Origin of the sequence: Pseudomonas sp. TH04, from assembly GCF_016651355.1 — a bacterium.
GTDB lineage: Bacteria > Pseudomonadota > Gammaproteobacteria > Pseudomonadales > Pseudomonadaceae > Aquipseudomonas > Aquipseudomonas fluorescens.
The window spans coordinates 6,043,071-6,066,265 of sequence record NZ_JAEKEA010000001.1 but is presented as its reverse complement, the minus strand read 5'-3'; the positions used below and the strand labels follow the sequence as shown (position 1 = coordinate 6,066,265).

Annotated in this window: 20 protein-coding genes; 14 read left to right on the top strand and 6 right to left on the bottom strand. The window is 61.8% G+C overall.

Annotated elements, in window-relative coordinates:
* Nucleotides 1-71 precede the first annotated feature (71 nt).
* The 11 genes from nuoC to nuoN all read left to right on the top strand — a co-directional run bounded on the left by nuoC (nucleotide 72) and on the right by nuoN (nucleotide 13,849).
* Nucleotides 72-1,856, top strand: coding sequence for an NADH-quinone oxidoreductase subunit C/D (nuoC, locus tag JFT85_RS27385; RefSeq protein ID WP_201230760.1), 1,785 nt, complete (start codon nucleotides 72-74; stop codon nucleotides 1,854-1,856).
* 2 nt (nucleotides 1,857-1,858) lie between these two features.
* A complete protein-coding gene (gene nuoE, locus JFT85_RS27380) occupies nucleotides 1,859-2,356 on the top strand; it encodes an NADH-quinone oxidoreductase subunit NuoE (RefSeq protein WP_003174721.1) in 498 nt (165 codons plus the stop codon).
* The gene (gene nuoF, locus JFT85_RS27375) at nucleotides 2,353-3,708 is read left to right on the top strand and encodes an NADH-quinone oxidoreductase subunit NuoF (protein ID WP_053256841.1); all 1,356 of its coding nucleotides are present in this window, start codon (nucleotides 2,353-2,355) and stop codon (nucleotides 3,706-3,708) included. The genes nuoE and nuoF overlap by 4 nt, the downstream gene beginning before the upstream one ends.
* Before the next feature lie 135 nt (nucleotides 3,709-3,843).
* Nucleotides 3,844-6,558, top strand: a complete 2,715-nt coding sequence (nuoG, locus tag JFT85_RS27370; protein ID WP_069552849.1) for an NADH-quinone oxidoreductase subunit NuoG — start codon at nucleotides 3,844-3,846, stop codon at nucleotides 6,556-6,558.
* Complete coding sequence (gene nuoH / locus JFT85_RS27365) at nucleotides 6,555-7,562, top strand: NADH-quinone oxidoreductase subunit NuoH (RefSeq protein WP_053256843.1); 1,008 nt, start codon at nucleotides 6,555-6,557, stop codon at nucleotides 7,560-7,562. Before nuoG ends, nuoH begins: the two co-directional genes overlap by 4 nt.
* Nucleotides 7,563-7,573: 11 nt before the next feature.
* On the top strand, nucleotides 7,574-8,122 hold the full coding sequence (gene nuoI, locus JFT85_RS27360) for an NADH-quinone oxidoreductase subunit NuoI (RefSeq protein WP_003174725.1): 549 nt from the start codon (nucleotides 7,574-7,576) through the stop codon (nucleotides 8,120-8,122).
* Nucleotides 8,123-8,131: 9 nt separating this feature from the next.
* Nucleotides 8,132-8,635: an NADH-quinone oxidoreductase subunit J gene (nuoJ, locus tag JFT85_RS27355; RefSeq protein ID WP_003174726.1), complete on the top strand. Its 504-nt coding sequence runs from the start codon at nucleotides 8,132-8,134 to the stop codon at nucleotides 8,633-8,635.
* Nucleotides 8,636-8,637: 2 nt separating this feature from the next.
* Nucleotides 8,638-8,946: an NADH-quinone oxidoreductase subunit NuoK gene (gene nuoK, locus JFT85_RS27350; protein ID WP_003174727.1), complete on the top strand. Its 309-nt coding sequence runs from the start codon at nucleotides 8,638-8,640 to the stop codon at nucleotides 8,944-8,946.
* On the top strand, nucleotides 8,943-10,796 hold the full coding sequence (gene nuoL / locus JFT85_RS27345; protein WP_053256844.1) for an NADH-quinone oxidoreductase subunit L: 1,854 nt from the start codon (nucleotides 8,943-8,945) through the stop codon (nucleotides 10,794-10,796). The genes nuoK and nuoL overlap by 4 nt, the downstream gene beginning before the upstream one ends.
* Before the next feature lie 49 nt (nucleotides 10,797-10,845).
* Nucleotides 10,846-12,378, top strand: coding sequence for an NADH-quinone oxidoreductase subunit M (gene nuoM / locus JFT85_RS27340; RefSeq protein WP_053256845.1), 1,533 nt, complete (start codon nucleotides 10,846-10,848; stop codon nucleotides 12,376-12,378).
* 7 nt (nucleotides 12,379-12,385) lie between these two features.
* Nucleotides 12,386-13,849 carry an NADH-quinone oxidoreductase subunit NuoN gene (gene nuoN / locus JFT85_RS27335; RefSeq protein ID WP_053256846.1) on the top strand — a complete coding sequence of 488 codons (1,464 nt, stop codon included), beginning with the start codon at nucleotides 12,386-12,388 and terminating at the stop codon, nucleotides 13,847-13,849.
* A gap of 443 nt (nucleotides 13,850-14,292) precedes the next feature.
* On the opposite strand, the gene JFT85_RS27330 is transcribed toward nuoN, so the two are convergent.
* Entirely contained in the window at nucleotides 14,293-15,126 is an 834-nt protein-coding gene (locus JFT85_RS27330; protein WP_201230758.1) for an arylamine N-acetyltransferase family protein, read from the bottom strand.
* A 120-nt stretch (nucleotides 15,127-15,246) separates the two neighbouring features.
* On the opposite strand from JFT85_RS27330, the gene JFT85_RS27325 reads away from it, so the two are divergent.
* Nucleotides 15,247-15,483, top strand: a complete 237-nt coding sequence (locus JFT85_RS27325) for a DUF6555 family protein (RefSeq protein ID WP_053256848.1) — start codon at nucleotides 15,247-15,249, stop codon at nucleotides 15,481-15,483.
* A gap of 43 nt (nucleotides 15,484-15,526) precedes the next feature.
* Here JFT85_RS27325 and JFT85_RS27320 read toward each other — a convergent pair whose 3' ends face one another.
* Both JFT85_RS27320 and JFT85_RS27315 read right to left on the bottom strand, forming a co-directional pair.
* The gene (locus JFT85_RS27320; RefSeq protein ID WP_069552847.1) at nucleotides 15,527-15,727 is read right to left on the bottom strand and encodes a DUF6021 family protein; all 201 of its coding nucleotides are present in this window, start codon (nucleotides 15,725-15,727) and stop codon (nucleotides 15,527-15,529) included.
* A 14-nt stretch (nucleotides 15,728-15,741) separates the two neighbouring features.
* Entirely contained in the window at nucleotides 15,742-15,918 is a 177-nt protein-coding gene (locus JFT85_RS27315; RefSeq protein ID WP_167422768.1) for a hypothetical protein, read from the bottom strand.
* Between the two features lie 127 nt (nucleotides 15,919-16,045).
* Here JFT85_RS27315 and JFT85_RS27310 point away from each other — a divergent pair, with 127 nt between their 5' ends.
* Complete coding sequence (locus JFT85_RS27310; protein ID WP_053256850.1) at nucleotides 16,046-16,567, top strand: DUF3087 domain-containing protein; 522 nt, start codon at nucleotides 16,046-16,048, stop codon at nucleotides 16,565-16,567.
* Between the two features lie 15 nt (nucleotides 16,568-16,582).
* Here the strand turns inward: JFT85_RS27310 and JFT85_RS27305 are convergent, their stop codons facing one another.
* Together JFT85_RS27305 and JFT85_RS27300 are read right to left on the bottom strand one after the other, a co-directional pair.
* Entirely contained in the window at nucleotides 16,583-17,710 is a 1,128-nt protein-coding gene (locus JFT85_RS27305; protein ID WP_053256851.1) for an MFS transporter, read from the bottom strand.
* A 70-nt stretch (nucleotides 17,711-17,780) separates the two neighbouring features.
* Entirely contained in the window at nucleotides 17,781-19,145 is a 1,365-nt protein-coding gene (locus JFT85_RS27300; protein ID WP_053256852.1) for an MFS transporter, read from the bottom strand.
* Between the two features lie 659 nt (nucleotides 19,146-19,804).
* On the opposite strand from JFT85_RS27300, the gene JFT85_RS27295 reads away from it, so the two are divergent.
* Entirely contained in the window at nucleotides 19,805-22,621 is a 2,817-nt protein-coding gene (locus JFT85_RS27295) for an ATP-binding protein (protein ID WP_176152376.1), read from the top strand.
* Nucleotides 22,622-22,746: 125 nt separating this feature from the next.
* Here JFT85_RS27295 and JFT85_RS27290 read toward each other — a convergent pair whose 3' ends face one another.
* Entirely contained in the window at nucleotides 22,747-23,019 is a 273-nt protein-coding gene (locus JFT85_RS27290) for a hypothetical protein (RefSeq protein WP_069552846.1), read from the bottom strand.
* Nucleotides 23,020-23,195 lie beyond the last annotated feature (176 nt).

The following is a 23,195-nucleotide window of genomic DNA, read 5'->3' as shown; positions in this document are numbered from 1 at the left end:
CCAGCACCGCTTCTTTTATAGAACGAAAACCTGGCTTCATTCTTTACGTTGACCGAAAGCGATAAAAAACCATGACTACAGGCAGTGCTCTGTACATCCCGCCTTATAAGGCAGACGACCAGGATGTGGTTGTCGAACTCAATAACCGTTTTGGCCCTGACGCCTTTACCGCCCAGGCCACACGTACCGGCATGCCGGTGCTGTGGGTGGCGCGCGCCAGGCTCGTCGAAGTCCTGACCTTCCTGCGCAACCTGCCCAAGCCGTACGTCATGCTCTATGACCTGCATGGCGTGGACGAGCGTCTGCGGACCAAGCGCCAGGGCCTGCCGAGCGGCGCCGATTTCACCGTGTTCTATCACCTGCTGTCGATCGAACGTAACAGCGACGTGATGATCAAGGTCGCCCTCTCCGAAAGCGACCTGAGCGTCCCGACCGTGACCGGCATCTGGCCCAACGCCAGCTGGTACGAGCGTGAAGTCTGGGACATGTTCGGTATCGACTTCCCGGGCCACCCGCACCTGACGCGCATCATGATGCCGCCGACCTGGGAAGGTCACCCGCTGCGCAAGGACTTCCCTGCGCGCGCCACCGAATTCGACCCGTTCAGCCTGAACCTCGCCAAGCAACAGCTTGAAGAAGAGGCTGCACGCTTCCGGCCGGAAGACTGGGGCATGAAACGCTCCGGCACCAACGAGGACTACATGTTCCTCAACCTGGGCCCGAACCACCCTTCGGCGCACGGTGCCTTCCGTATCATCCTGCAACTGGACGGCGAAGAAATCGTCGACTGCGTGCCGGACATCGGTTACCACCACCGTGGTGCCGAGAAGATGGCCGAGCGCCAGTCGTGGCACAGCTTCATCCCGTACACCGACCGTATCGACTACCTCGGCGGCGTGATGAACAACCTGCCGTACGTGCTCTCGGTCGAGAAGCTGGCCGGTATCAAGGTGCCGTACCGCGTCGACACCATCCGCATCATGATGGCCGAGTTCTTCCGGATCACCAGCCACCTGCTGTTCCTGGGTACCTACATCCAGGACGTCGGCGCCATGACCCCGGTGTTCTTCACCTTCACCGACCGTCAGCGCGCCTACAAGGTCATCGAAGCCATCACCGGCTTCCGCCTGCACCCGGCCTGGTACCGCATCGGCGGTGTCGCGCACGACCTGCCAAATGGCTGGGAACGCCTGGTCAAGGAATTCATCGACTGGATGCCCAAGCGTCTGGACGAGTACCAGAAAGCCGCCCTGGACAACAGCATCCTCAAGGGCCGGACCATTGGGGTCGCGGCCTACAACACCAAAGAGGCCCTGGAATGGGGCGTCACCGGTGCTGGCCTGCGTTCCACCGGTTGCGATTTCGACCTGCGTAAAGCGCGCCCGTACTCCGGCTACGAGAACTTCGAATTCGAAGTGCCGTTGGCGGCCAATGGCGATGCCTACGACCGTTGCATCGTGCGCGTCGAAGAAATGCGCCAGAGCCTGAAGATCATCGAGCAATGCATGCGCAACATGCCGGCAGGCCCGTACAAGGCGGACCACCCGCTGACCACGCCGCCGCCGAAAGAGCGCACGCTGCAACACATCGAAACCCTGATCACGCACTTCCTGCAGGTTTCGTGGGGCCCGGTGATGCCGGCCAACGAATCCTTCCAGATGATCGAAGCGACCAAGGGTATCAACAGTTATTACCTGACGAGCGATGGCGGCACCATGAGCTACCGCACCCGGATTCGCACTCCAAGCTTCCCGCACCTGCAGCAGATCCCTTCGGTGATCAAAGGTGAAATGGTCGCGGACTTGATTGCGTACCTGGGTAGTATCGATTTCGTTATGGCCGACGTGGACCGCTAAGCATGAACAGCACGCTTATCCAGACAGACCGTTTCACCTTGAGTGAAACCGAGCGCTCGGCCATCGAGCACGAGCTGCATCACTACGAAGACCCGCGCGCGGCGTCTATCGAAGCCTTGAAGATCGTCCAGAAGGAACGTGGCTGGGTGCCGGACGGCGCCCTCTACGCCATCGGCGAGATCCTTGGCATCCCCGCCAGCGACGTTGAAGGTGTGGCCACGTTCTACAGCCAGATCTTCCGCCAGCCGGTGGGTCGCCACATTATTCGCGTGTGCGACAGCATGGTCTGCTACATCGGTGGCCACGAGTCCGTGGTCAGTGAGATCCAGAACAAGCTGGGCATCGGCCTCGGCCAGACCACTCCGGATGGCCGCTTCACGCTGCTGCCGGTGTGCTGCCTGGGTAACTGCGACAAGGCGCCGGCGTTGATGATCGACGACGACACATTCGGTGACGTGCAACCTGCTGGCGTCACCCAATTGCTCGAGGGCTACCCATGACCCTGACTTCTTTCGGCCCGGCCAACCTGATCAAGCGTTCGGCCGAGACCCACCCGCTGACCTGGCGCCTGCGTGACGACGGCGAGCCGGTATGGCTCGACGAGTACCAGGCCAAGAACGGTTACGCCGCGGCGCGCAAAGCCTTCGCCGACATGGCCCAGGACGATATCGTCCAGACCGTGAAAGACGCCGGCCTTAAAGGTCGCGGCGGTGCTGGCTTCCCCACTGGCGTTAAGTGGGGGCTGATGCCCAAAGACGAATCCATCAACATTCGCTACCTGCTGTGCAACGCGGATGAAATGGAGCCGAACACCTGGAAAGACCGCATGCTGATGGAGCAACTGCCCCATCTGCTGATCGAAGGCATGCTGATCAGTGCCCGTGCACTGAAAACCTACCGTGGCTACATCTTCCTGCGTGGCGAATACACCACCGCCGCCAAGCACCTGAACCGTGCCGTGGAAGAAGCCAAGGCCGCCGGCCTGCTGGGCAAGAACATCCTCGGTTCCGGTTTTGACTTCGAACTGTTCGTGCACACCGGCGCCGGGCGTTATATCTGCGGTGAAGAAACCGCACTGATCAACTCCCTCGAAGGCCGCCGCGCCAACCCGCGCTCCAAGCCGCCCTTCCCTGCCGCCGTCGGCGTGTGGGGCAAGCCGACGTGCGTGAACAACGTCGAGACCCTGTGCAACGTGCCGGCGATCATCGCCGACGGCGTGGACTGGTACAAATCGTTGGCCCGCGAAGGCAGCGAAGACATGGGCACCAAGCTCATGGGCTTCTCCGGCAAGGTCAAGAACCCGGGCCTGTGGGAATTGCCATTCGGCGTGACCGCCCGCGAGTTGTTTGAGGACTACGCCGGCGGTATGCGCGACGGCTACACCCTCAAGGCCTGGCAACCAGGCGGCGCCGGCACCGGCTTCCTGCTGCCCGAGCACCTCGACGCACAAATGTACGCCGGCGGCATCGGCAAGGTCGGCACCCGTATGGGTACTGGCTTGGCGATGGCGGTGGACAACACCGTGAACATGGTGTCGTTGCTGCGCAACATGGAGCAGTTCTTCGCCCGCGAATCCTGCGGCTTCTGCACCCCGTGCCGTGACGGTTTGCCATGGAGTGTGAAGCTGTTGATGGCGATCGAGAAAGGCGAAGGCCAGCCAGGCGACATCGAGACCCTGCTGGGTCTGGTCGGCTTCCTCGGCCCAGGCAAGACCTTCTGTGCTCACGCACCGGGCGCCGTGGAGCCATTGGGCAGCGCAATCAAATACTTCCGTTCGGAGTTCGAAGCCGGCATCGCGCCTACCAGCGCCGCCGTCCCGCCTCTGGCGAGGCCGATCGTAGTCGGCGCGTAACGCTTAACCAGGCGAAGGGTCCGTGCCCTTCGCCTGCTCATGTGCTGACGCCTGTATGGCTGTGTAGATGCACATGAATAACAAGATTCCATTAGCCACGCCCGCTGACAACGGGCCAACGAAGAACTTTGAACCATGGCCACTATCCACGTAGACGGCAAAGCGCTCGAAGTCGATGGGGCGGACAACCTGTTACAGGCATGTCTGTCACTAGGCCTCGACATCCCTTATTTCTGCTGGCACCCCGCGCTTGGTAGCGTGGGTGCCTGCCGCCAGTGTGCGGTCAAGCAGTACACCGACGAAAACGACACCCGTGGTCGTATCGTCATGTCCTGCATGACCCCAGCCACCGACAACACCTGGATCTCCATCGAAGATGAAGAATCCAAGGCGTTCCGCGCCAGCGTTGTCGAATGGCTGATGACCAACCACCCCCACGACTGCCCGGTCTGTGAGGAAGGCGGTCACTGCCACCTGCAAGACATGACGGTGATGACCGGCCACAACGAGCGCCGTTATCGCTTCACCAAGCGCACTCACCAGAACCAGGACCTCGGCCCGTTCATTTCCCACGAAATGAACCGCTGCATCGCCTGCTACCGTTGCGTGCGTTTCTATAAAGACTACGCCGGCGGCACCGACCTGGGCGTATTCGGCGCCCACGACAACGTGTACTTCGGTCGCGTTGAAGACGGCGTGCTCGAAAGCGAGTTCTCCGGCAACCTCACCGAGGTCTGCCCGACCGGTGTGTTTACCGACAAGACGCACTCCGAGCGTTACAACCGTAAGTGGGACATGCAGTTCGCACCGAGCATCTGCCATGGCTGCTCCAGCGGTTGCAACATCTCCCCGGGCGAGCGCTACGGCGAATTGCGCCGGATCGAAAACCGCTTCAACGGTTCGGTCAACCAGTACTTCCTGTGCGACCGTGGCCGTTTCGGCTATGGCTACGTCAACCGCGAAGACCGCCCACGCCAGCCGCTGTTGGCCGGTGGCGCCAAGCTGAGCACCGACGAAGCACTGGATAAAGCCGCCGACCTGTTGCGCGGCCGCAACATCGTCGGTATCGGTTCGCCACGCGCCAGCCTCGAAAGCAACTTCGCGTTGCGCGAGCTGGTCGGTGCCGAGCACTTCTACTCCGGTATCGAAGCCGCTGAGCTGGAGCGCATTCGCCTGGTCCTGCAGGTGCTGAACGACAGCCCGCTGCCGGTTCCGAACATGCGCGACATCGAAGACCACGATGCGATCTTCGTCCTCGGCGAAGACCTGACCCAGACCGCTGCGCGTATCGCGCTGTCGCTGCGTCAGTCGGTCAAAGGCAAGGCCGAAGACATGGCCGACGCCATGCGCGTACAGCCTTGGCTTGACGCCGCGGTGAAAAACATCGGCCAGCACGCGCTGAACCCGCTGTTTATCGCAAGCCTGGCTGAAACCAAGCTCGACGACATCGCCGAAGAATGCGTGCACGCCGCGCCGGATGACCTGGCGCGTATCGGTTTCGCCGTGGCCCACGCCCTCGATGCCAGCGCGCCTGCCGTCGAAGGCCTGGACACGGAAGCCGCGGAACTGGCCCAGCGCATCGCCGACGCCCTGCTGGCCGCCAAGCGTCCATTGATCATTGCCGGCACCTCGTTGGGTTCCAAGGCGCTGATCGAAGCCGCCGCCAACATCGCCAAAGCCCTCAAGCTGCGCGACAAGAACGGTTCCATCAGCCTGGTTGTGCCGGAAGCCAACAGCCTTGGCCTGGCCATGCTCGGTGGCGAGTCCCTCGACGCCGCCCTGCAGGCTGTGACCGACGGCAAAGCCGACGCCATCGTGGTACTGGAAAACGACCTGTACACCCGCACCGATTCGGCCAAGGTTGACGCCGCGCTGGACGCCGCCAAGGTGCTGATCGTTGCCGATCACCAGAAGACCGCCACCAGCGAGCGTGCCGATCTGGTGCTGCCAGCCGCCACCTTCGCCGAAGGCGACGGTACCCTGGTCAGCCAGGAAGGCCGTGCCCAGCGCTTCTTCCAGGTGTTCGATCCGAAATACATGGACGCCAGCATCCTGGTTCACGAAGGCTGGCGCTGGCTGCATGCCCTGCGCTCGACCCTGCTGAACCAGCCACTCGACTGGACCCAGCTCGACCACGTCACCGCAGCCGTCGCCGCAAGCGCCCCGCAACTGGCGCGCATTGTCGACGCGGCACCGTCCGCCGCGTTCCGCATCAAGGGCATGAAGCTGGCCCGTGAGCCGCTGCGTTACTCCGGGCGTACCGCCATGCGTGCTGACATCAGCGTGCACGAACCGCGTACACCGCAGGACAACGACACCGCGTTCGCCTTCTCCATGGAAGGTTATTCGGGTTCGGTCGAGCCGCGTCAACAGGTGCCGTTTGCCTGGTCGCCGGGCTGGAACTCGCCGCAGGCCTGGAACAAGTTCCAGGACGAAGTCGGTGGTCATATCCGCGCTGGCGACCCAGGCACCCGCCTGATCGAAAGCACCGGTGATGCGCTGAACTGGTTCGCCGCCGTCCCGCGTCCGTTCAACCCGGCCCAGGGCACCTGGCAGGTTGTGCCGTTCTTCCACCTGTTCGGCAGCGAAGAAACCTCTTCCAAAGCCGCACCGGTTCAAGAGCGCATTCCGGCCGCCTACGTGTCCGTGGCCAAGTCCGAAGCCGATCGCCTGGGTGTCAACGACGGCGCCCTGCTCAGCCTGAACGTCGGTGGCAAGACCCTGCGTCTGCCGCTGCGTATCAACGACGAGTTGGGTGCGGGTCTGGTGGCACTGCCGAAAGGCCTCGCCGGTATCCCGCCTGCGATCTTTGGCCAAACCGTTGACGGTCTGCAGGAGGCAGCGCAATGACCTGGTTCACCCCTGAAGTGATCGACGTGATCATCTCGGTCGTCAAGGCCATCGTGATCCTGTTGGCCGTGGTCGTCGCGGGCGCCCTGCTCAGCTTCGTCGAGCGTCGCCTGCTGGGCTGGTGGCAGGACCGTTACGGTCCGAACCGCGTTGGCCCGTTTGGTATGTTCCAGATCGCCGCCGACATGCTGAAAATGTTCTTCAAGGAAGACTGGACCCCACCGTTTGCCGACAAGGTGATCTTCACCCTGGCACCGGTCGTGGCCATGAGCGCCTTGCTGATCGCCTTCGCCGTTATCCCGATCACCCCGACCTGGGGCGTGGCGGACCTGAACATCGGCTTGCTGTTCTTCTTCGCCATGGCCGGTCTGTCGGTCTACGCGGTGCTGTTCGCCGGTTGGTCGAGTAACAACAAGTTCGCCCTGCTGGGCAGCTTGCGGGCTTCGGCCCAGACCGTGTCCTACGAAGTGTTCATGGGCCTCGCGCTGATGGGCATCGTGGTGCAGGTCGGCTCGTTCAACATGCGCGACATCGTCGAGTACCAGGCGCAGAACCTGTGGTTCATCATTCCGCAGTTCTTTGGCTTCTGCACCTTCTTCATCGCTGGCGTCGCCGTGACTCACCGTCACCCGTTCGACCAGCCGGAAGCGGAACAGGAACTGGCCGACGGTTACCACATTGAATACGCCGGCATGAAATGGGGCATGTTCTTCGTTGGCGAGTACATCGGCATCATCTTGATCTCGGCCCTGCTGGTCACGCTGTTCTTCGGCGGCTGGCACGGTCCGTTCAACATCTTGCCGCAACTGGCGTTCTTCTGGTTCTTCTTGAAGACGGCGTTCTTCATCATGCTGTTCATCCTGCTGCGCGCCTCTATTCCGCGCCCGCGCTATGACCAGGTGATGGATTTCAGCTGGAGATTCTGCCTGCCGCTGACCCTGATCAATTTGCTGGTGACGGCTGCCGTTGTGTTGTTGAACACGCCAGCCGGCGCGGTTCAGTGAGGATTTGACCCATGTTCAAATATATTGGCGACATCGTTAAGGGTACCGGTACCCAGTTGCGAAGCCTGGTGATGGTGTTCGGTCACGGCTTCCGCAAACGCGACACCCTGCAATACCCGGAAGAAGCGGTGTACCTGCCGCCGCGCTATCGCGGCCGTATCGTGCTGACCCGCGACCCCGATGGCGAAGAGCGTTGTGTAGCCTGCAACCTGTGCGCCGTGGCGTGCCCGGTAGGCTGCATCTCCCTGCAGAAAGCTGAAACCGAAGACGGTCGCTGGTACCCGGACTTCTTCCGCATCAACTTCTCGCGCTGCATTTTCTGCGGCCTCTGCGAGGAAGCTTGCCCGACCACTGCGATCCAGCTGACACCGGATTTCGAGATGGCCGAGTTCAAACGTCAGGACCTGGTGTACGAGAAAGAAGATCTGTTGATCTCTGGTCCCGGTAAAAACCCTGATTACAACTTCTATCGTGTTGCAGGTATGGCCGTTGCCGGTAAGCCGAAAGGCGCCGCACAAAACGAAGCCGAGCCGATCAACGTGAAGAGCTTGCTGCCTTAAGGAAGAAAGATGGAATTCGCTTTCTATTTCGCGTCGGGTATTGCAGTGGTGTCCACGCTTCGCGTGATCACCAACACCAACCCCGTGCACGCCCTGCTCTACCTGATCATTTCGCTGATCGCCGTGGCCATGACCTTCTTCAGCCTCGGCGCACCGTTCGCCGGTGTCCTGGAAGTGATTGCCTACGCCGGCGCCATCATGGTGCTGTTCGTGTTTGTGGTGATGATGCTCAACCTGGGGCCGGCTTCGGTCGCCCAGGAGCGCGTCTGGCTCAAACCCGGCATCTGGCTTGGCCCGGTTGTCCTGGCCGCCCTGCTGCTGGGTGAACTGCTGTATGTGCTGTTCGCTCACCAGAGCGGCCAGGCCATCGGCCACACCACCGTAGACGCGAAGGCCGTGGGCATCAGCCTGTTCGGCCCGTACCTGCTGGTGGTCGAACTGGCTTCGATGCTGCTGCTCGCGGCAGCCATCACCGCCTTCCACTTGGGCCGCAACGAAGCCAAGGAGCAATGACGATGCCTGCTATCCCTTTGGAGCATGGTCTGGCGGTCGCCGGCATCCTGTTCTGCCTTGGCCTGGTCGGCCTGATGGTCCGCCGTAACATTCTGTTCGTGTTGATGAGCCTGGAAATCATGATGAACGCCGCAGCACTGGCGTTCATCGTTGCGGGTGCACGTTGGGGCCAGCCGGATGGACAAGTCATGTTCATCCTGGTGATCAGCCTGGCAGCCGCCGAGGCCAGTATTGGCCTGGCGATCCTGCTGCAACTGTATCGTCGCTTCCACACGCTTGATATCGACGCTGCCAGTGAGATGCGCGGATGAACATGATCTTTCTGACTTTCGTATTTCCCCTGATCGGTTTCCTGCTGCTGTCGTTCTCCCGTGGACGCTGGTCGGAAAACCTGTCTGCCCTGGTGGGTGTGGGCTCCATTGGCCTGTCGGCGATTGTCGCCGCCTATGTCATCTGGCAATTCAACGTGGCGCCGCCGGAAGGCGGCCACTACACCCTGGTACTGTGGCAGTGGATGTCGGTGGAGGGCTTCAAGCCCAACTTCGCCCTCTACATCGACGGCCTGTCGATCACCATGCTTGGCGTGGTCGTCGGTGTAGGCTTCCTGATCCACCTGTTCGCGTCCTGGTACATGCGCGGCGAAGCCGGTTACTCGCGCTTCTTCGCCTACACCAACCTGTTTATCGCCAGCATGCTGTTCCTGGTCCTCGGCGATAACCTGTTGTTCCTGTACTTCGGCTGGGAAGGCGTGGGCCTGTGCTCGTACCTGTTGATCGGTTTCTACTACAGCAACCGCAACAACGGTAACGCGGCACTCAAGGCCTTTATCGTCACCCGCATCGGCGACGTGTTCATGGCCATCGGCCTGTTCATCCTGTTCCAACAAGTGGGCACGCTGAACATCCAGGAACTGCTGGTGCTGGCACCGCAGAAGTTCCAGGTCGGTGATTTCTGGATCACCCTGGCGACCCTGATGCTGCTGGGTGGCGCTGTGGGTAAATCCGCACAACTGCCGCTGCAAACCTGGCTGGCGGATGCGATGGCCGGCCCGACTCCGGTCTCCGCACTGATCCACGCCGCAACCATGGTCACCGCCGGTGTCTACCTGATCGCCCGTACCCACGGCCTGTTCACCCTGGCGCCGGAAATCCTGCACCTGGTGGGCCTGGTTGGCGGCGTGACCCTGGTACTGGCCGGCTTCGCCGCGCTGGTGCAGACCGACATCAAGCGTATCCTCGCCTACTCGACCATGAGCCAGATCGGCTACATGTTCCTGGCCCTGGGCGTTGGCGCCTGGGACGCGGCGATCTTCCACCTGATGACCCACGCGTTCTTCAAGGCGCTGCTGTTCCTTGCTTCGGGTGCGGTGATCGTTGCCTGCCACCACGAGCAGAACATCTTCAAGATGGGCGGCCTGTGGAAGAAACTGCCGTTGGCCTACGCCAGCTTCATCGTCGGGGGTGCGGCACTGGCTGCCCTGCCGTTGGTGACCGCCGGTTTCTACTCCAAAGACGAAATCCTCTGGGAAGCCTTTGCCAGCGGTAACCAGAATCTGCTCTACGCAGGTCTGGTGGGTGCCTTCATGACCTCGCTGTACACCTTCCGCCTGATCTTCATCACCTTCCACGGTGAAGCCAAGACCGAAGCACACGCAGGCCACGGTATCTCCCACTGGCTGCCACTGTCGGTGCTGATCATCCTGTCGACCTTCATCGGCGCCATGATCACCCCGCCACTGGCCGGTGTATTGCCGGAAAGCGCTGGGCATGCCGGCGGCGCTGCCAAGCACAGCCTGGAGATCGCCTCCGGCGCTATCGCCATCGCCGGTATCCTGCTGGCGGCCCTGTTGTTCCTCGGCAAGCGTCGCTTCGTGACCGCCGTCGCCAACAGTGGCATTGGCCGCTTCCTTTCGGCCTGGTGGTTCGCCGCCTGGGGCTTCGACTGGATCTACGACAAACTGTTCGTCAAGCCTTACCTTGCGATCAGCCATGTACTGCGCAGAGACCCGCTCGACCAGACCATCGGTTTGATCCCGCGCGCCGCCAAGGCCGGTCACACCGCCCTGAGCCGCAGCGAGACGGGCCAATTGCGTTGGTATGCAGCTTCCATGGCCGTCGGCGCCGTGCTGGTGATCGGCGCCATCGTGGTGGTAGCGGTATGACTATGAACATTGCGTACTTTGCGAACTTGCAAAAGGAAACGAGCCCGTCATGATTCTGCCCTGGCTAATCCTGATCCCCTTTATCGGCGGCCTGCTCTGCTGGATGGGTGAACGCTTCGGCGCCACCCTCCCCCGCTGGATTGCGTTGCTGACCATGTCCCTGGAACTCGCGCTCGGCCTCTGGCTGTGGGCCCATGGCGACTATTCATTTGCTCCGGCACCGGGTGTCGATCCGACCTTCGCGCTTGAATTCAAGCACGTGTGGATCCAGCGCTTCGGCATCAACGTGCACCTGGCCCTCGACGGCCTGTCGCTGTTGATGATCCTGCTGACCGGCCTGCTGGGTATCCTCTCGGTACTCTGCTCCTGGAAAGAGATTCAGCGTCACGTGGGCTTCTTCCACCTGAACCTGATGTGGATCCTGGGCGGCGTTGTCGGCGTGTTCCTCGCCCTCGACCTGTTCATGTTCTTCTTCTTCTGGGAAATGATGCTGGTGCCGATGTACTTCCTCATCGCGCTCTGGGGTCACAGTTCTTCGGACGGCAAGAAAACCCGGATCTACGCGGCGACCAAGTTCTTCATCTTCACCCAGGCTTCCGGCCTGATCATGTTGGTGGCGATCCTGGGTCTGGTACTGGTCAACTTCAACAGCACGGGCGTGATCACGTTCAACTACGCCGACCTGTTGAAAACCAAGATGTCCCTGACCACCGAGTACATCCTGATGCTGGGCTTCTTCATCGCGTTCGCGGTGAAGCTGCCGGTGGTGCCGTTCCACTCCTGGTTGCCTGACGCTCACGCCCAGGCGCCGACCGCAGGTTCCGTGGACCTGGCGGGTATCCTGCTGAAAACGGCGGCCTACGGCCTGCTGCGTTTCGCCCTGCCGCTGTTCCCGAATGCCTCGGCCGAGTTTGCGCCGATCGCCATGACCCTGGGTCTGATCGGGATCTTCTACGGTGCGTTCCTGGCCTTCGCCCAAACCGACATCAAGCGTCTGATCGCCTTCTCGTCCGTTTCCCACATGGGTTTCGTACTGATCGGCATCTACTCCGGCAGCCAGCTGGCGTTGCAAGGCGCAGTGATCCAGATGTTGGCCCACGGTGTCTCGGCCGCCGCGCTGTTTATCCTCAGTGGCCAGCTGTACGAGCGCCTGCACACCCGTGACATGCGTGAAATGGGTGGCGTGTGGTCACGCATCGCTTACCTGCCGGCGATCAGCCTGTTCTTCGCCGCCGCCTCCCTGGGCTTGCCGGGCACCGGCAACTTCATCGGCGAGTTCCTGATCCTGATGGGTTCGTTCGTGCACACACCGTGGATCAGTGCCATTGCGACTTCCGGCCTGGTGTTCGGTTCGGTTTACTCGCTGATCATGATCCACCGCGCCTATTTCGGCCCGGCCAAGTCCGACACCGTCCTGCAAGGGATGGATGCTCGCGAACTGATCATGGTGCTCGGCCTTGCGGTGCTGCTGATCTACATCGGCGTGTACCCGCAACCGTTCCTGGACACTTCTGCCGCGACGATGCATGGCGTGCAGCAGTGGTTCAGCACCGCCTTCACTCAACTCGCTTCGGCACGGTAAGAGCGCTATGGAATTCACGATCCAACACTTTATCGCGCTTGCGCCGCTGCTGATTACCAGCCTCACCATTGTGGTGGTGATGCTGGCGATCGCCTGGCGCCGCAATCACTCGCAAACGTTCCTGCTGTCCTGTGCCGGTTTGAACCTGGCCCTGCTGTCGATCATTCCGGCCCTTAAAGTCGCGCCACTGGCCGTGACCCCGCTGATGATGATCGATGACTTCGCGCTGCTGTATATCGCGTTGATCCTCGTCGCCACCCTGGCCTGCGTGACCCTCGCGCATGCCTACCTCGGCGAAGGCGGCACCGGCTACCCTGGCAACAAGGAGGAGCTGTACCTGCTGATCCTGCTGGCTGCGGCCGGTGGCATCGTGCTGGTCAGCGCGCAGCACCTCGCGGGCTTGTTCATCGGCCTGGAACTGCTGTCGATCCCGACCTACGGCCTGGTGGCCTACGCCTTCTTCAACAAGCGCTCCCTGGAAGCCGGCATCAAGTACATGGTGCTCTCGGCCGCCGGTTCCGCGTTCCTGTTGTTCGGTATGGCCCTGCTCTACGCAGAAGCCGGCAGCCTGAGCTTCACCGGTATCGGTCACGCCCTGGCAACCACCAGCATGCCTGCGCCAATCGCCCAGTTGGGCCTGGCCATGATGCTGATCGGCCTGGCGTTCAAGCTCTCCCTGGTGCCGTTCCACCTGTGGACCCCGGACGTGTACGAAGGCGCCCCGGCGCCGGTGGCGGCGTTCCTGGCCACAGCGTCGAAGGTTGCCGTGTTTGCGGTGATGGTGCGTCTGTTCCAGATCTCCCCTGCCGCCAACACCGGCGTGCTGAGCAACGTGCTGACCGTGATCGCGATTGCGTCGATCCTGTTCGGTAACCTGCTGGCCCTGACCCAGAACAACCTCAAGCGTCTGCTCGGTTACTCCTCCATCGCTCACTTCGGCTACCTGCTGATCGCCCTGGTGGCGAGCAAAGGCCTGGCCGTGGAAGCGATTGGCGTGTACCTGGTCACCTACGTCATCACCAGCCTCGGCGCATTCGGCGTTATCACGCTGATGTCCTCGCCGTACAAAGGCCGTGACGCCGACGCCCTGTACGAATACCGCGGCCTGTTCTGGCGCCGTCCGTACCTGACCGCCGTACTCACCGTGATGATGCTGTCCCTGGCCGGCATCCCGCTGACCGCGGGCTTTATCGGCAAGTTCTACATCGTCGCTACCGGTGTTGAAGCGCACGAGTGGTGGTTGGTTGCGTCCCTGGTACTGGGCAGCGCCATCGGCGTGTTCTACTACCTGCGCGTGATGGTCACCCTGTACCTGATCGAGCCAAACCTGCGCCGTGTGGACGCCGAGCTGCACTGGGAACAAAAAGCCGGTGGCGTGATGCTGCTGGCAATCGCCCTGCTGGCGTTCTTCCTGGGTGTGTACCCTCAACCGTTGCTCACCTTGGTGCAGCATGCGGTGCTGGGCGTTTGATCGCCTAGCGGGACGTTAGTCAACAAAACGGCGCCTTCGGGCGCCGTTTTGGATTGTGCGACACGTTATTGAGTCAGCGAGCGGTGGCGTCTATTGAACGCACATCAGCGCGCAGCGTGCGCCGATTGCGTTGCTGGCATCCGCGCTGGCGGTGAGCAACTATCCTGTGTGTCATCCTGCTCGCGGACGGTTTACGTGTCGCACCGGGCGCAACAACTGACCACTGCCAAAAGAGGGCCACGCAGGTTGGATGACCTGGATTACAGCCAACCCTACACGTCCGCGCGCTCGCCCGTCATGGGCAACAACATGGTCGCCTGCTCCCAGCCGCTGGCCGCTCAGGCGGGCCTGGGCCAGCCTGAGCGCGCTCAGAAAACAGCGCTCAGGTCACTTGGTGTTGTGCATCGGCCTGCAGGTAAAACGTTGGCGCGACGGCGTCTATGTCAAGACGCCTGCGAGTGTGCGAGCACCAGGCCAGCAAGCGTCTCGCGCAGCTGCGGATGGGCCGGCAAGCGAATGCCGAAGGTTTCATGCAGTAAGCTCATCAGCTCATCGGCGCTCTCGATGACACGCTTTTCGCTCGGTTGGTCGAGACTGTGCAGAGCATAGTTGGCATTGTTCAACGTATACCGTTTGCCCGGTGCCAGACGCGCGGCCTTCAACTGCCCGACGAAGACTGACGCCGGGTGCGTCGATACGTACCAGTTGCCGATGAGGTAGTCCATGTCCGCCTGCACTTGCAGGTCGAACACATACAAACCCCGCCACTCCTCGCCCACCTGGGTCCACAGGGTGTAGTCGGCACCATTGAACGTCAGGCGATAAGGTTCATGAGCCGTGGCCTGAACCGCCTCGGTGTCCAGCTGCAGTGGGCTGCTCGGCACCATGCCGCCAAAGCCCACATCGGTCACATAACGCACGCCATCCAGTGTCACCAGGCTCAGGCGATGGGTACGCCCGGTGCGCGCGTCCGGTGGCCCGCCCATCACGACCCAGCCGGTCAGCCCCCGCGCGTCAAAGCCTAATTCCTGCAGCAGCGCCAGAAACAGGTGGTTCAGCTCAAAGCAATAGCCGCCGCGCCCCTCCAGCAGAACCTTTTGCTCGATGCTGGGCAAATCGATCGGCACCGCCGCACGCAGCAAGGTCGACAAGCTCTCGAAAGCGAAGGTGCACACATGGCGCAGTTGCAGCGCTTGCAAGGTTTGCAGGGTGGGCGGTGGCGGCGAGTCATAGCCCAGGCGTTGCAGTAAGAGCTGGCTGTGAGTCAGACGGGGCATGGCGCGATCCTTTAGCGCAGGGCGAAGCCGTCACTATGCCGCGACAGTGTGCAGGTTGTCATTTTGAGTGAACCTTTTTGAACGCTTACCTATCCATCTATAACAAGACAGGGAGGCAACATGAGTACCGCAAAAATCTACACCATCCACTATCAGCTGCACGGTCAACCGAAGTCCTTTGTGGTGCGCGCCGAGGTCATGAACAACGCCGAGGCCTGGCACTGGGCGGCGGTCGACGCCGACATTGCGCATGTCAGCCGCATTGGGCGCGTGGGTCACGAACAGGTGAAAAAAACCACCCGCCCCTGGGCGGAGAAGTTCGGCATTACCGAGGTCACCTGGGCTCCGCCCAAGTAAGTACCTCCACACAAGCAAACGCCCCGCCATAGCGGGGCTGACTTTACTTCTTCAAGTCGCCCAACGGATCGTAGGGCGGCTTTTTTTCCGCCGGTTGTTTCTTGCCCTTGTCCAGGGGCGCGATCGCCGGGCCAATCGGGTCGACCTGAGGGTCGGCGACGTCGGGGGAATCCGGGTCGAAGCCCAGTTCATACTTGCCGCTGGCATGCTCGCTGGATCGCGGGCCTTTGGGGGAATCACTCACGATAACCTCCTTATTTAAAGCGGGCGCGCTTTGTCATGCAGGTTTTCCAGGTCTTGCTCAACCTGCTGCTCATCATCGTCCTGACGCTCCGCCGGGTCGTTGGGACGCAACGCATCGTTGTCGCGCTCCTCCTCGCCGGGTGTGCGGTCAGGGTTGGGCGTGCCAGGGGGGGGTTGTTTATATTCGGGCATGATCGTTCACCTCAAGGGGAGTGGGTGGCCTACACAAAATTAGAGAAAGCGCCAGGCTTCATCGTTCAACTTGTTTGCCCAAAGCATGCGAAGATGCCACCCCGCGCCCTGTTGAGACCTGCCCCGGATGTTCGAGCTCAAACCCTGCGACCCCGTTACCTACCGCCAACAAACGCGGCGCAGCACACTCATCGTGGCCGTGCTGTTCATCGCCTTGGCGATGCTGCTGTCGAGCCTGGCAGTGATGCTGTTCGGCGAACCCGGCGGCGATAACTTTCGCTTCAATGTCGGTGGCGTGTTTGCCGGGGTATTGATCACGCTCGCGCTGGTGCGCGGCCCATTCTGGACCCAGCCTTGGCTTGCACCCGCGGTATATGGCTGGCAGCTCAAACGCAGCCTGATGAGCGTGACCAATGTGATGCACACGGTCACTGAACGCGTGCAAGCCAACGACCCGACGGCGATCAAGGTCCTGCGCTTCTACCACTTGGGGCTGACCCAGATGCATGCGCTGGATGCCAATTCCAGCGCCCAGGCGCAACTGGTCGGTGAAATCGACGCGCACGCGGCAAAGATGCAGGCGCTGGGGATCGACACCGAGCAAACCCGCTTCGACCCTGCATGGATGGACAGCATTAAAAGCGCTTGAGACCGCACGCCGCGGTCAGCCGCTGACCTTTGCCCGCCAGCAGAACACTGCGCTCACCGCAATCGCTGCCCCCGCCAGGCCAAACACCCACGGCGCCGACGCCACCGGCAGCAACAGGCCCGCCATCAGCGGCCCAAGGCCCGCGCCGACATCGCGCCACACCGCGTTCGACGCCAGCGCCGAAACGCGCATCGAGCCCGGGTTGCGCTCGGCCACCAAGGTGGTGACCAGTGGCAGTTGCAACGCACGTAACACCAGCACAGCGGCCGCGCCGACAATCACCCAGTAACTGCCGAACGCGGTCAGCGCCAAGGCACTCAAAAACGAGAACAGCAGCAGCATCGAGGTGGCGCCAAAGCGTTGCGCCGCGCGGCCACCCAGTGGGCTCAGGAGCATTTCCGAGGCATAGCGCAGGGCCATTAATCCACCGGCGATCAGCACCGCGTCGCCGCCGAGAATCTTCTGGGCCTGGATCGACAGGCCAAAGATAAACAGCCCGTCCAGCGCCACACCTTCGATAAATGACCAGGTCGCGACGCTATCCGGCCACTTGAAGCGGCGCCCTGTGCTGTGCAAATCATGCCCGTTGGTGGGCAACCCGCGCGCCACCCACACGCCGACCAGGCAGCAGCCGGCAAGAATCACGAAGATGGGACGCGGCCCGGCCCATAAGGTCAACCAGCCACCGAGCGGCAACGCCAACATCGGCCCCAGGGCAATCACCGCCCGTGAGCGCCCTGCCCTGCGTGCTGCGCCCGCCGGTTCGGAAGTCGCCAACACTTGCGTCGACAGGTTCAACGCGGCGAAACACAGCCCCCAGATCAGCCGCAGCCCCAACAATGCCGCAAACCCCGACAACATTGAGTTGCCCAAAGCGCACACGGTCGCCGCGCCGGCGGCGATCATGCAGGTCAGGCGATCGCCGTTGCGTGCGTAGAAATTCAAGACATGCCGGTAGCCGAAAATCCGCACCAGGCGGTTGGCCGCCAGCAACACCCCGGCCTGGGCCAGCGTGATGCCAAAGGCCTGGGACTCCATGGGCAGCAGCAGGTAGAGCAACACGTCACTGGGCAGGCACAACGCGAGGGTCAGTGCGGCACGTCGGGAAGTGCGATCAGCAGTACGTTGGGCCTGGCTGGACATAAATCTGAAATATTCCGAAACATTCAGGCCGCCACACTAGCGCCCTCGACGACGCATTTACAACGGCCGTTTACGCTTTTTTCCCGTAGGGCAGCAAGCGCAGACCGCTGGCCACGCTGCCCACCAGTGCAAACACGCAGCCCAGCCACAACGCATATTTCGGGCCGCTGGCCAGGGACAGATGGAAACAAAACGCCACCAGCGATGCGCCCAGCGTTTGCCCCAACAAGCGTGAAATCGCGACGATGCCACTGGCCCCGCCGCTGCGCGCGAGCGGTGCACTGGTCATCAACGCCTTGAGGTTGGGCGACTGGAAAAAGCCGAACCCGGCGCCACACAAGGCCATGCGCCAGCCGATGTCAAAGGCCGACGCCTCGTTACCCAAGGTCGCCAGCGCCGCCATGCCCACGCTGAGCATCAACAGGCCGATACCGCACAACACGCCCAAAGACACCCGATCCGCCAACCGCCCCGCCACCAAGGCCATCACCGCAACCACAGCAGGCCACGGCGTCATCAGAAAACCGGTTTCCACCTGGCTATGGCCGAGGACTGCCTGCAACAGGAACGGCAACGACACAAACGCCAGGCCCTGGGCGCTGAACGCACAGATGGCGGTGAGGGACGACAGCGCAAACACCGGCCGCTTGAACAGGTCCAGGGCGAGCATCGGCGCCGGATGCCCGGCCTGCCGACGCAACAACAGCACGCCGCAGACCAGCGCCACAGCGATCAGGCCCAGGGTCAGTGCGCCTTGGGCACCGTGTACCGCCGTACCCAGCCCGAGCACCAACAAGGCAAACAGCCCGGCACACAGCAACGCGGCGAGGCGGTCGAACGCATGCCCGGTCATCGGCAGCGTCGGTAATGAACGCAGACCCAGGCCCAATGCCAACAAGCCCAATGGCACGTTGATCAGGTACAGCCAGTGCCAGGTCGCCACCGACAGAATCGCCGACGCGGCCGTGGGCCCGAGGGTGAACGCCAAGCCCACGACCAACGAGTTATAGCCCAAGCCGCGCCCGAGCATTTTCGAGGGGTAGATATGCCGCAGCAACGCCGTGTTCACGCTCATCACCGCCGCCGCACCGAGCCCTTGCGCCACGCGCGCGGCCGTCAGGGTCAACAGCGACCCGGCCAGCCCGCAAAACAACGACGAGACAATAAACAGCAGCAACCCGCCGAGATACACCCGGCGGTGCCCCAGCACATCACTCAACGACGCGAACGGCAACACCGTGGCAATAATCGCCAACTGATAGGCGTTGACGACCCAGATCACCGAGGCCGAGTCGGTGCCGATGCCTTCGGCCAACGTCGGTAACGCTGTGTTGACGATGGCCGTGTCCAGGGTCGCCATGCCGATCCCCAGGGAGATGGCGATGACGGCGGGCAGGCGTTTATTGAGGGGCAACCCATCGGCAACAGAGGACATGAACAATCCGCGCAGGTGACAAAGGCCTCTAGAGTACGGGGCGCGCGGATTTTTTTCAGTGGACAATTGCCTGGCTGTCGGAATTTTCATGTACGCCGAGGGTGTTGATTCGCCGTCGCGCTTCATCCCTATATCGGCTGACTTGGCTGGGTGTGGCCAAGGCGCGAGGGGTGCGCAGTCCGGTTCGTATCAGCAATCTGTCAGAACGTCATACCGATGTACCACGGTGGTGCATGGAGACGTTTGGCCCCCAAAACCGATTCATCACCGCCACCCCACGGCGGTTTTATTCGGCATCCCGAACGACACAATTAGAAATATTCGTGTTTCCGAACAAATCCGCTTCAACCGCCCCGACCAACCTGAAAATCACCATAAATTTCATGCGGTTGTTGTCATCTTTGTTACATGCCAACTGGCATACATTCTGCTTTAGCACTATTTCCAGTAATAAAATGTTTCAGGGTTGAGACAGTCTCATCCACTGAGACAGGATTCGCGACACACCCATAACAACGAATACGCCCCAAAGGAGGGCGGCTTTTCTGACCCTTTGATCGACATCAACTTTCCAAGACTGCTGCTGCACATCTGTACCCCAAAAAAAGGCGAATGGCCTGATGGTCAATAACAAGCCCGACTATAAAAAGGACGAATTGATGAGCTCGAGCAAGAACCACGCAGTGTCCTATATGGATGCAGACCACCCCACCCCGGCGCCCGCTGAGAGCGTCCTCGGCTTTGGCCCCTTTCTGTTACTGGCAAGACAGCACGTGTTGCTGCGCAACGGTGAGCCCGTGACCCTGGGTAGCCGTGCGCTGTACCTGTTGATTGCGCTGGCGACGCGCGCCGGCGAATTACTGGAAAAAGCCGAGCTGATCGCCTACGCATGGCCCAAGGTGGTCGTCGAGGAATGCAACCTGCGTGCGCAGATCGTCGCCCTGCGCCGGGCACTGGGCGACGATGGCAACTTCAGTTATATCGTCACCGTGCCGGGCCGAGGCTATCGCTTTGTGGCACCGGTCACCGTGCAAACCGCCAGCGAAGAAACCCTGCCGGTCCCCTATGCCCGGGCCGAGGAACTCACGCTGCCGCGGCTGCCCTGCGAAGTGATCGGCCGCGACACGCTGATCGCCAGCCTTGCCGACCAGTTGCTCAGCCAGCGCTTCGTCACCCTCACCGGCCCGGGCGGCATCGGCAAAACCACCGTCGCCCTGGCGGTGGCCCGCGAGTTGGCCCGTGCGTTCACGCTGGACACCTGCTTTGTGGACCTGGCGCCCGCCACCAGCGGGCAATGGGTGGCCGGCATACTCGCCAGCGCCCTGGGCATCCAGACGATCAGCGATAACCCGCTCCACAGCATCGCGGCGACCCTGGCCGACCGCCGTTTGCTGCTGGTGCTGGATAACTGCGAACACGTGTTGCCGGCCGCCGCCGACGCCGTGGAAACCCTGCTGAGCAGCGCCCCACAATGCTACGTGCTGACCACCAGCCGCGAACCGTTGCGCGCCGAAGGCGAACGGGTGCACGACCTGGCGCCGCTGCAAGTGCCTGACGAACAGGCGCGCCTGAGTGCCAGCGAAGCCTTGGCCTGGTCTGGTGTGCGCCTGTTTGTGGAACGCGTGCGCGCCCTCGACCCCAGCTTTGAGTTCAACGATGCTGATGTGTCGGCAGTCAGCGCCATCTGTCGCAAACTCGACAGCAATGCGCTGGCCATCGAGATCGCCGCCGCACGGGTACGCACCTTTGGCATTCAGGATCTGGTCGGCCTGCTCGACGGCAGCTTTCGGCTGCAAATGACCGGCCGGCGCACTGCCCTCGCTCGTCACCGGTCCCTCAGCGCCACACTGGACTGGACCTACTCGATGCTCAGTGGCGACGAACAGGCCATGTTGCGCCAACTGGCGGTGTTTACCGGCTGCTTCACCCTCGATGCGGTCAAGGCCATGACGGCCGACAGCAGCCTGGACCCACGCAACGCCCTGCCGTTGCTCGAAAGCCTGATGGACAAGTCATTGCTGATCGCCGGTCAATCGCAGTTGCTCAAGCGCTATCGCCTGCTGGAAACCACCCGCGCCTATGCCCTGGAAAAACTCGCCGAACAGGGCGAGGTCAATGCCACCAGCCTGCGTCACGCGCGGTATGCCCTCGGCATGTTGCAGGAAGCCGGGCAGACCCTGGATGGCCTGTCGCCGGAAACCTGGGTCGCCCTCTACGGCCCCGAAAACAGCACCATCCGCTCGGCCCTGGACTGGGCCTATTCACCCAACGGCGACCTGCCCCTGGCAATCGAACTGACCCTGGGCGGAGTGCCGCTGTGGCTGCGTCTGTCGCTGGTCAGCGAATGCCGCACCTGGGTCGCCAAGGGCCTGGCGAGCAACGCCATCACCCCATTGCCGCTGCGCCAACGCATGTTGCTGCACACGGCTCTGGCCAGTGTGCTGATGCTGACTTACGGCACCGGTGGGGAGATGCGCGAAGCCTGGCGCCAGGTTCGTGATGACGCCCGCGACCTCGGCGACGCCGAACACAAAATGCGCGCCTTGTGGGGGCTGTGGACCGACCGCTGTGGCTGCAACCAATATGCCGAAGCCTTGGAGCTGGCCGAGCGTTATTTGGCCTTGAACAGCAGCGGTAACCAGCAATTGCTCGGCAAACGCATGCGCGCCGTGGCACTGTTTCATATGGGCGACCTGCAGGGCGCGCGACAGAATATCGACGAAGCCCTCGGCTCACCGTCGGCACCGCGCTCGCACATCATCGACGTGCATTTTGACCAGCGCATCGCCGCCCGTTGCCTCAAGGCCAAGGTGCAACTGCTCGAAGGCGAGGTCGACCCGGCACTGCGCCTGATCGGCGCTTGCGTCGACGAAGCGGTCTCACTCGACCACCCGGCAACCCTTTGGTACACCCTGTGCCTGGGCGCGATTCCCCTGGCCCTGCTTACGTCCAACCTGCCGAAAATGCACTACTACCTGGGCCTGCTGCAAGACAGCACCACCTGCCAGGACCTGCATATCTGGCGGCAATTTCGCCGCTGCTTCGAAAGCATCCTGCTGATCCGCCAAGGCTCGCCGGAAGAAGGCGTGCCGCAATTGGGCGAGGCGCTGCACCATCTGCAAGGCCAGGGCGACAGCCAGCTCCATAGCCTGCTGCGCTCTGAATACGCGCTGGGCCTGGCGCGGCTGGGCCTGGAGCAACTTGCCCTGGAAGTACTGGAAGACACACTGCAAGTGGCTGTCGGCCGCCAAGAGTGTTGGTTTGTACCGCAAATACTGCGGATCAAGGCGCAACTGACCCTGCGCCAGGGCGACTGCGGTTCAGAGGACAAGGCCAAGGTCCTGCTGCGCCAAGCCTGGGTGGATGCACAACTGGCGGGCGCGCACTTCTGGCGCGCACAGATTGCAACCGACCTGGCACGCCTGCAGGAACCCAAATTGAGGATTGCTTCGTTACCTCGGTTTCAACATCGCTAGGGGTCTAAATTTGGAATGACTACTGTGGTGAGCGGGCTTCCCCCGCGCTGGGCTGCGAAGCGGCCCTGAAAGGCACATTGATCGCCCCCCAAAAAGGAGGCGATCTGTACATCTAAGAAACCCGTTTAGCGCGGATACTCAATTTCCATCGCCCTGGCTTCCAATACTTTCCAGATTGCATAGCCGTCTTGCGCCAACAACGAAGCCGTTTGAACAAAATGAGTCAGATCTTCGATATCGATTGTCTTGAGATCCATACACGCCAGACTTTCGATAGCGTCTTTCGCGGCACGCATTCTCTCCCCTGCAACCGCGTGTAAGTCACAAAGAGATGCTTGAGAATTGATGAATAGCACCGGGTGTTCACTTGCACTGATTTGAAGCGGGATATATGACATTGGCGATACTCCACTGAGGTAGGGGAGCTGCCACTTTTGCGACCAAACAAAGGGTGACAGCTGTACGCAGGTTGGTCGACCGGGCCTCAGTGATACCCGGCACACCCGAAGGCGTCCCGCGCACAGCTGCCATAACACGAAAGTGTGGGCGAAAAAAAACGCCGACTTTCGAAGGA

Bases quoted from the DNA above. Each gene is read 5' to 3' on its own strand.
- nuoG (WP_069552849.1), top strand. From the start codon at position 3,844: ATGGCCACTATCCACGTAGACGGCAAAGCGCTCGAAGTCGATGGGGCG.
- nuoC (WP_201230760.1), top strand. From the start codon at position 72: ATGACTACAGGCAGTGCTCTGTACATCCCGCCTTATAAGGCAGACGAC.
- nuoL (WP_053256844.1), top strand. From the start codon at position 8,943: ATGAACATGATCTTTCTGACTTTCGTATTTCCCCTGATCGGTTTCCTG.
- JFT85_RS27325 (WP_053256848.1), top strand. From the start codon at position 15,247: ATGAGTACCGCAAAAATCTACACCATCCACTATCAGCTGCACGGTCAA.
- JFT85_RS27305 (WP_053256851.1), bottom strand. From the start codon at position 17,710: ATGTCCAGCCAGGCCCAACGTACTGCTGATCGCACTTCCCGACGTGCC.
- JFT85_RS27300 (WP_053256852.1), bottom strand. From the start codon at position 19,145: ATGTCCTCTGTTGCCGATGGGTTGCCCCTCAATAAACGCCTGCCCGCC.
- nuoH (WP_053256843.1), top strand. From the start codon at position 6,555: ATGACCTGGTTCACCCCTGAAGTGATCGACGTGATCATCTCGGTCGTC.
- nuoN (WP_053256846.1), top strand. From the start codon at position 12,386: ATGGAATTCACGATCCAACACTTTATCGCGCTTGCGCCGCTGCTGATT.
- JFT85_RS27295 (WP_176152376.1), top strand. From the start codon at position 19,805: ATGAGCTCGAGCAAGAACCACGCAGTGTCCTATATGGATGCAGACCAC.
- JFT85_RS27290 (WP_069552846.1), bottom strand. From the start codon at position 23,019: ATGTCATATATCCCGCTTCAAATCAGTGCAAGTGAACACCCGGTGCTA.
- JFT85_RS27310 (WP_053256850.1), top strand. From the start codon at position 16,046: ATGTTCGAGCTCAAACCCTGCGACCCCGTTACCTACCGCCAACAAACG.
- nuoI (WP_003174725.1), top strand. From the start codon at position 7,574: ATGTTCAAATATATTGGCGACATCGTTAAGGGTACCGGTACCCAGTTG.
- JFT85_RS27330 (WP_201230758.1), bottom strand. From the start codon at position 15,126: ATGCCCCGTCTGACTCACAGCCAGCTCTTACTGCAACGCCTGGGCTAT.
- JFT85_RS27315 (WP_167422768.1), bottom strand. From the start codon at position 15,918: ATGCCCGAATATAAACAACCCCCCCCTGGCACGCCCAACCCTGACCGC.
- nuoM (WP_053256845.1), top strand. From the start codon at position 10,846: ATGATTCTGCCCTGGCTAATCCTGATCCCCTTTATCGGCGGCCTGCTC.
- nuoJ (WP_003174726.1), top strand. From the start codon at position 8,132: ATGGAATTCGCTTTCTATTTCGCGTCGGGTATTGCAGTGGTGTCCACG.
- nuoF (WP_053256841.1), top strand. From the start codon at position 2,353: ATGACCCTGACTTCTTTCGGCCCGGCCAACCTGATCAAGCGTTCGGCC.
- nuoE (WP_003174721.1), top strand. From the start codon at position 1,859: ATGAACAGCACGCTTATCCAGACAGACCGTTTCACCTTGAGTGAAACC.
- nuoK (WP_003174727.1), top strand. From the start codon at position 8,638: ATGCCTGCTATCCCTTTGGAGCATGGTCTGGCGGTCGCCGGCATCCTG.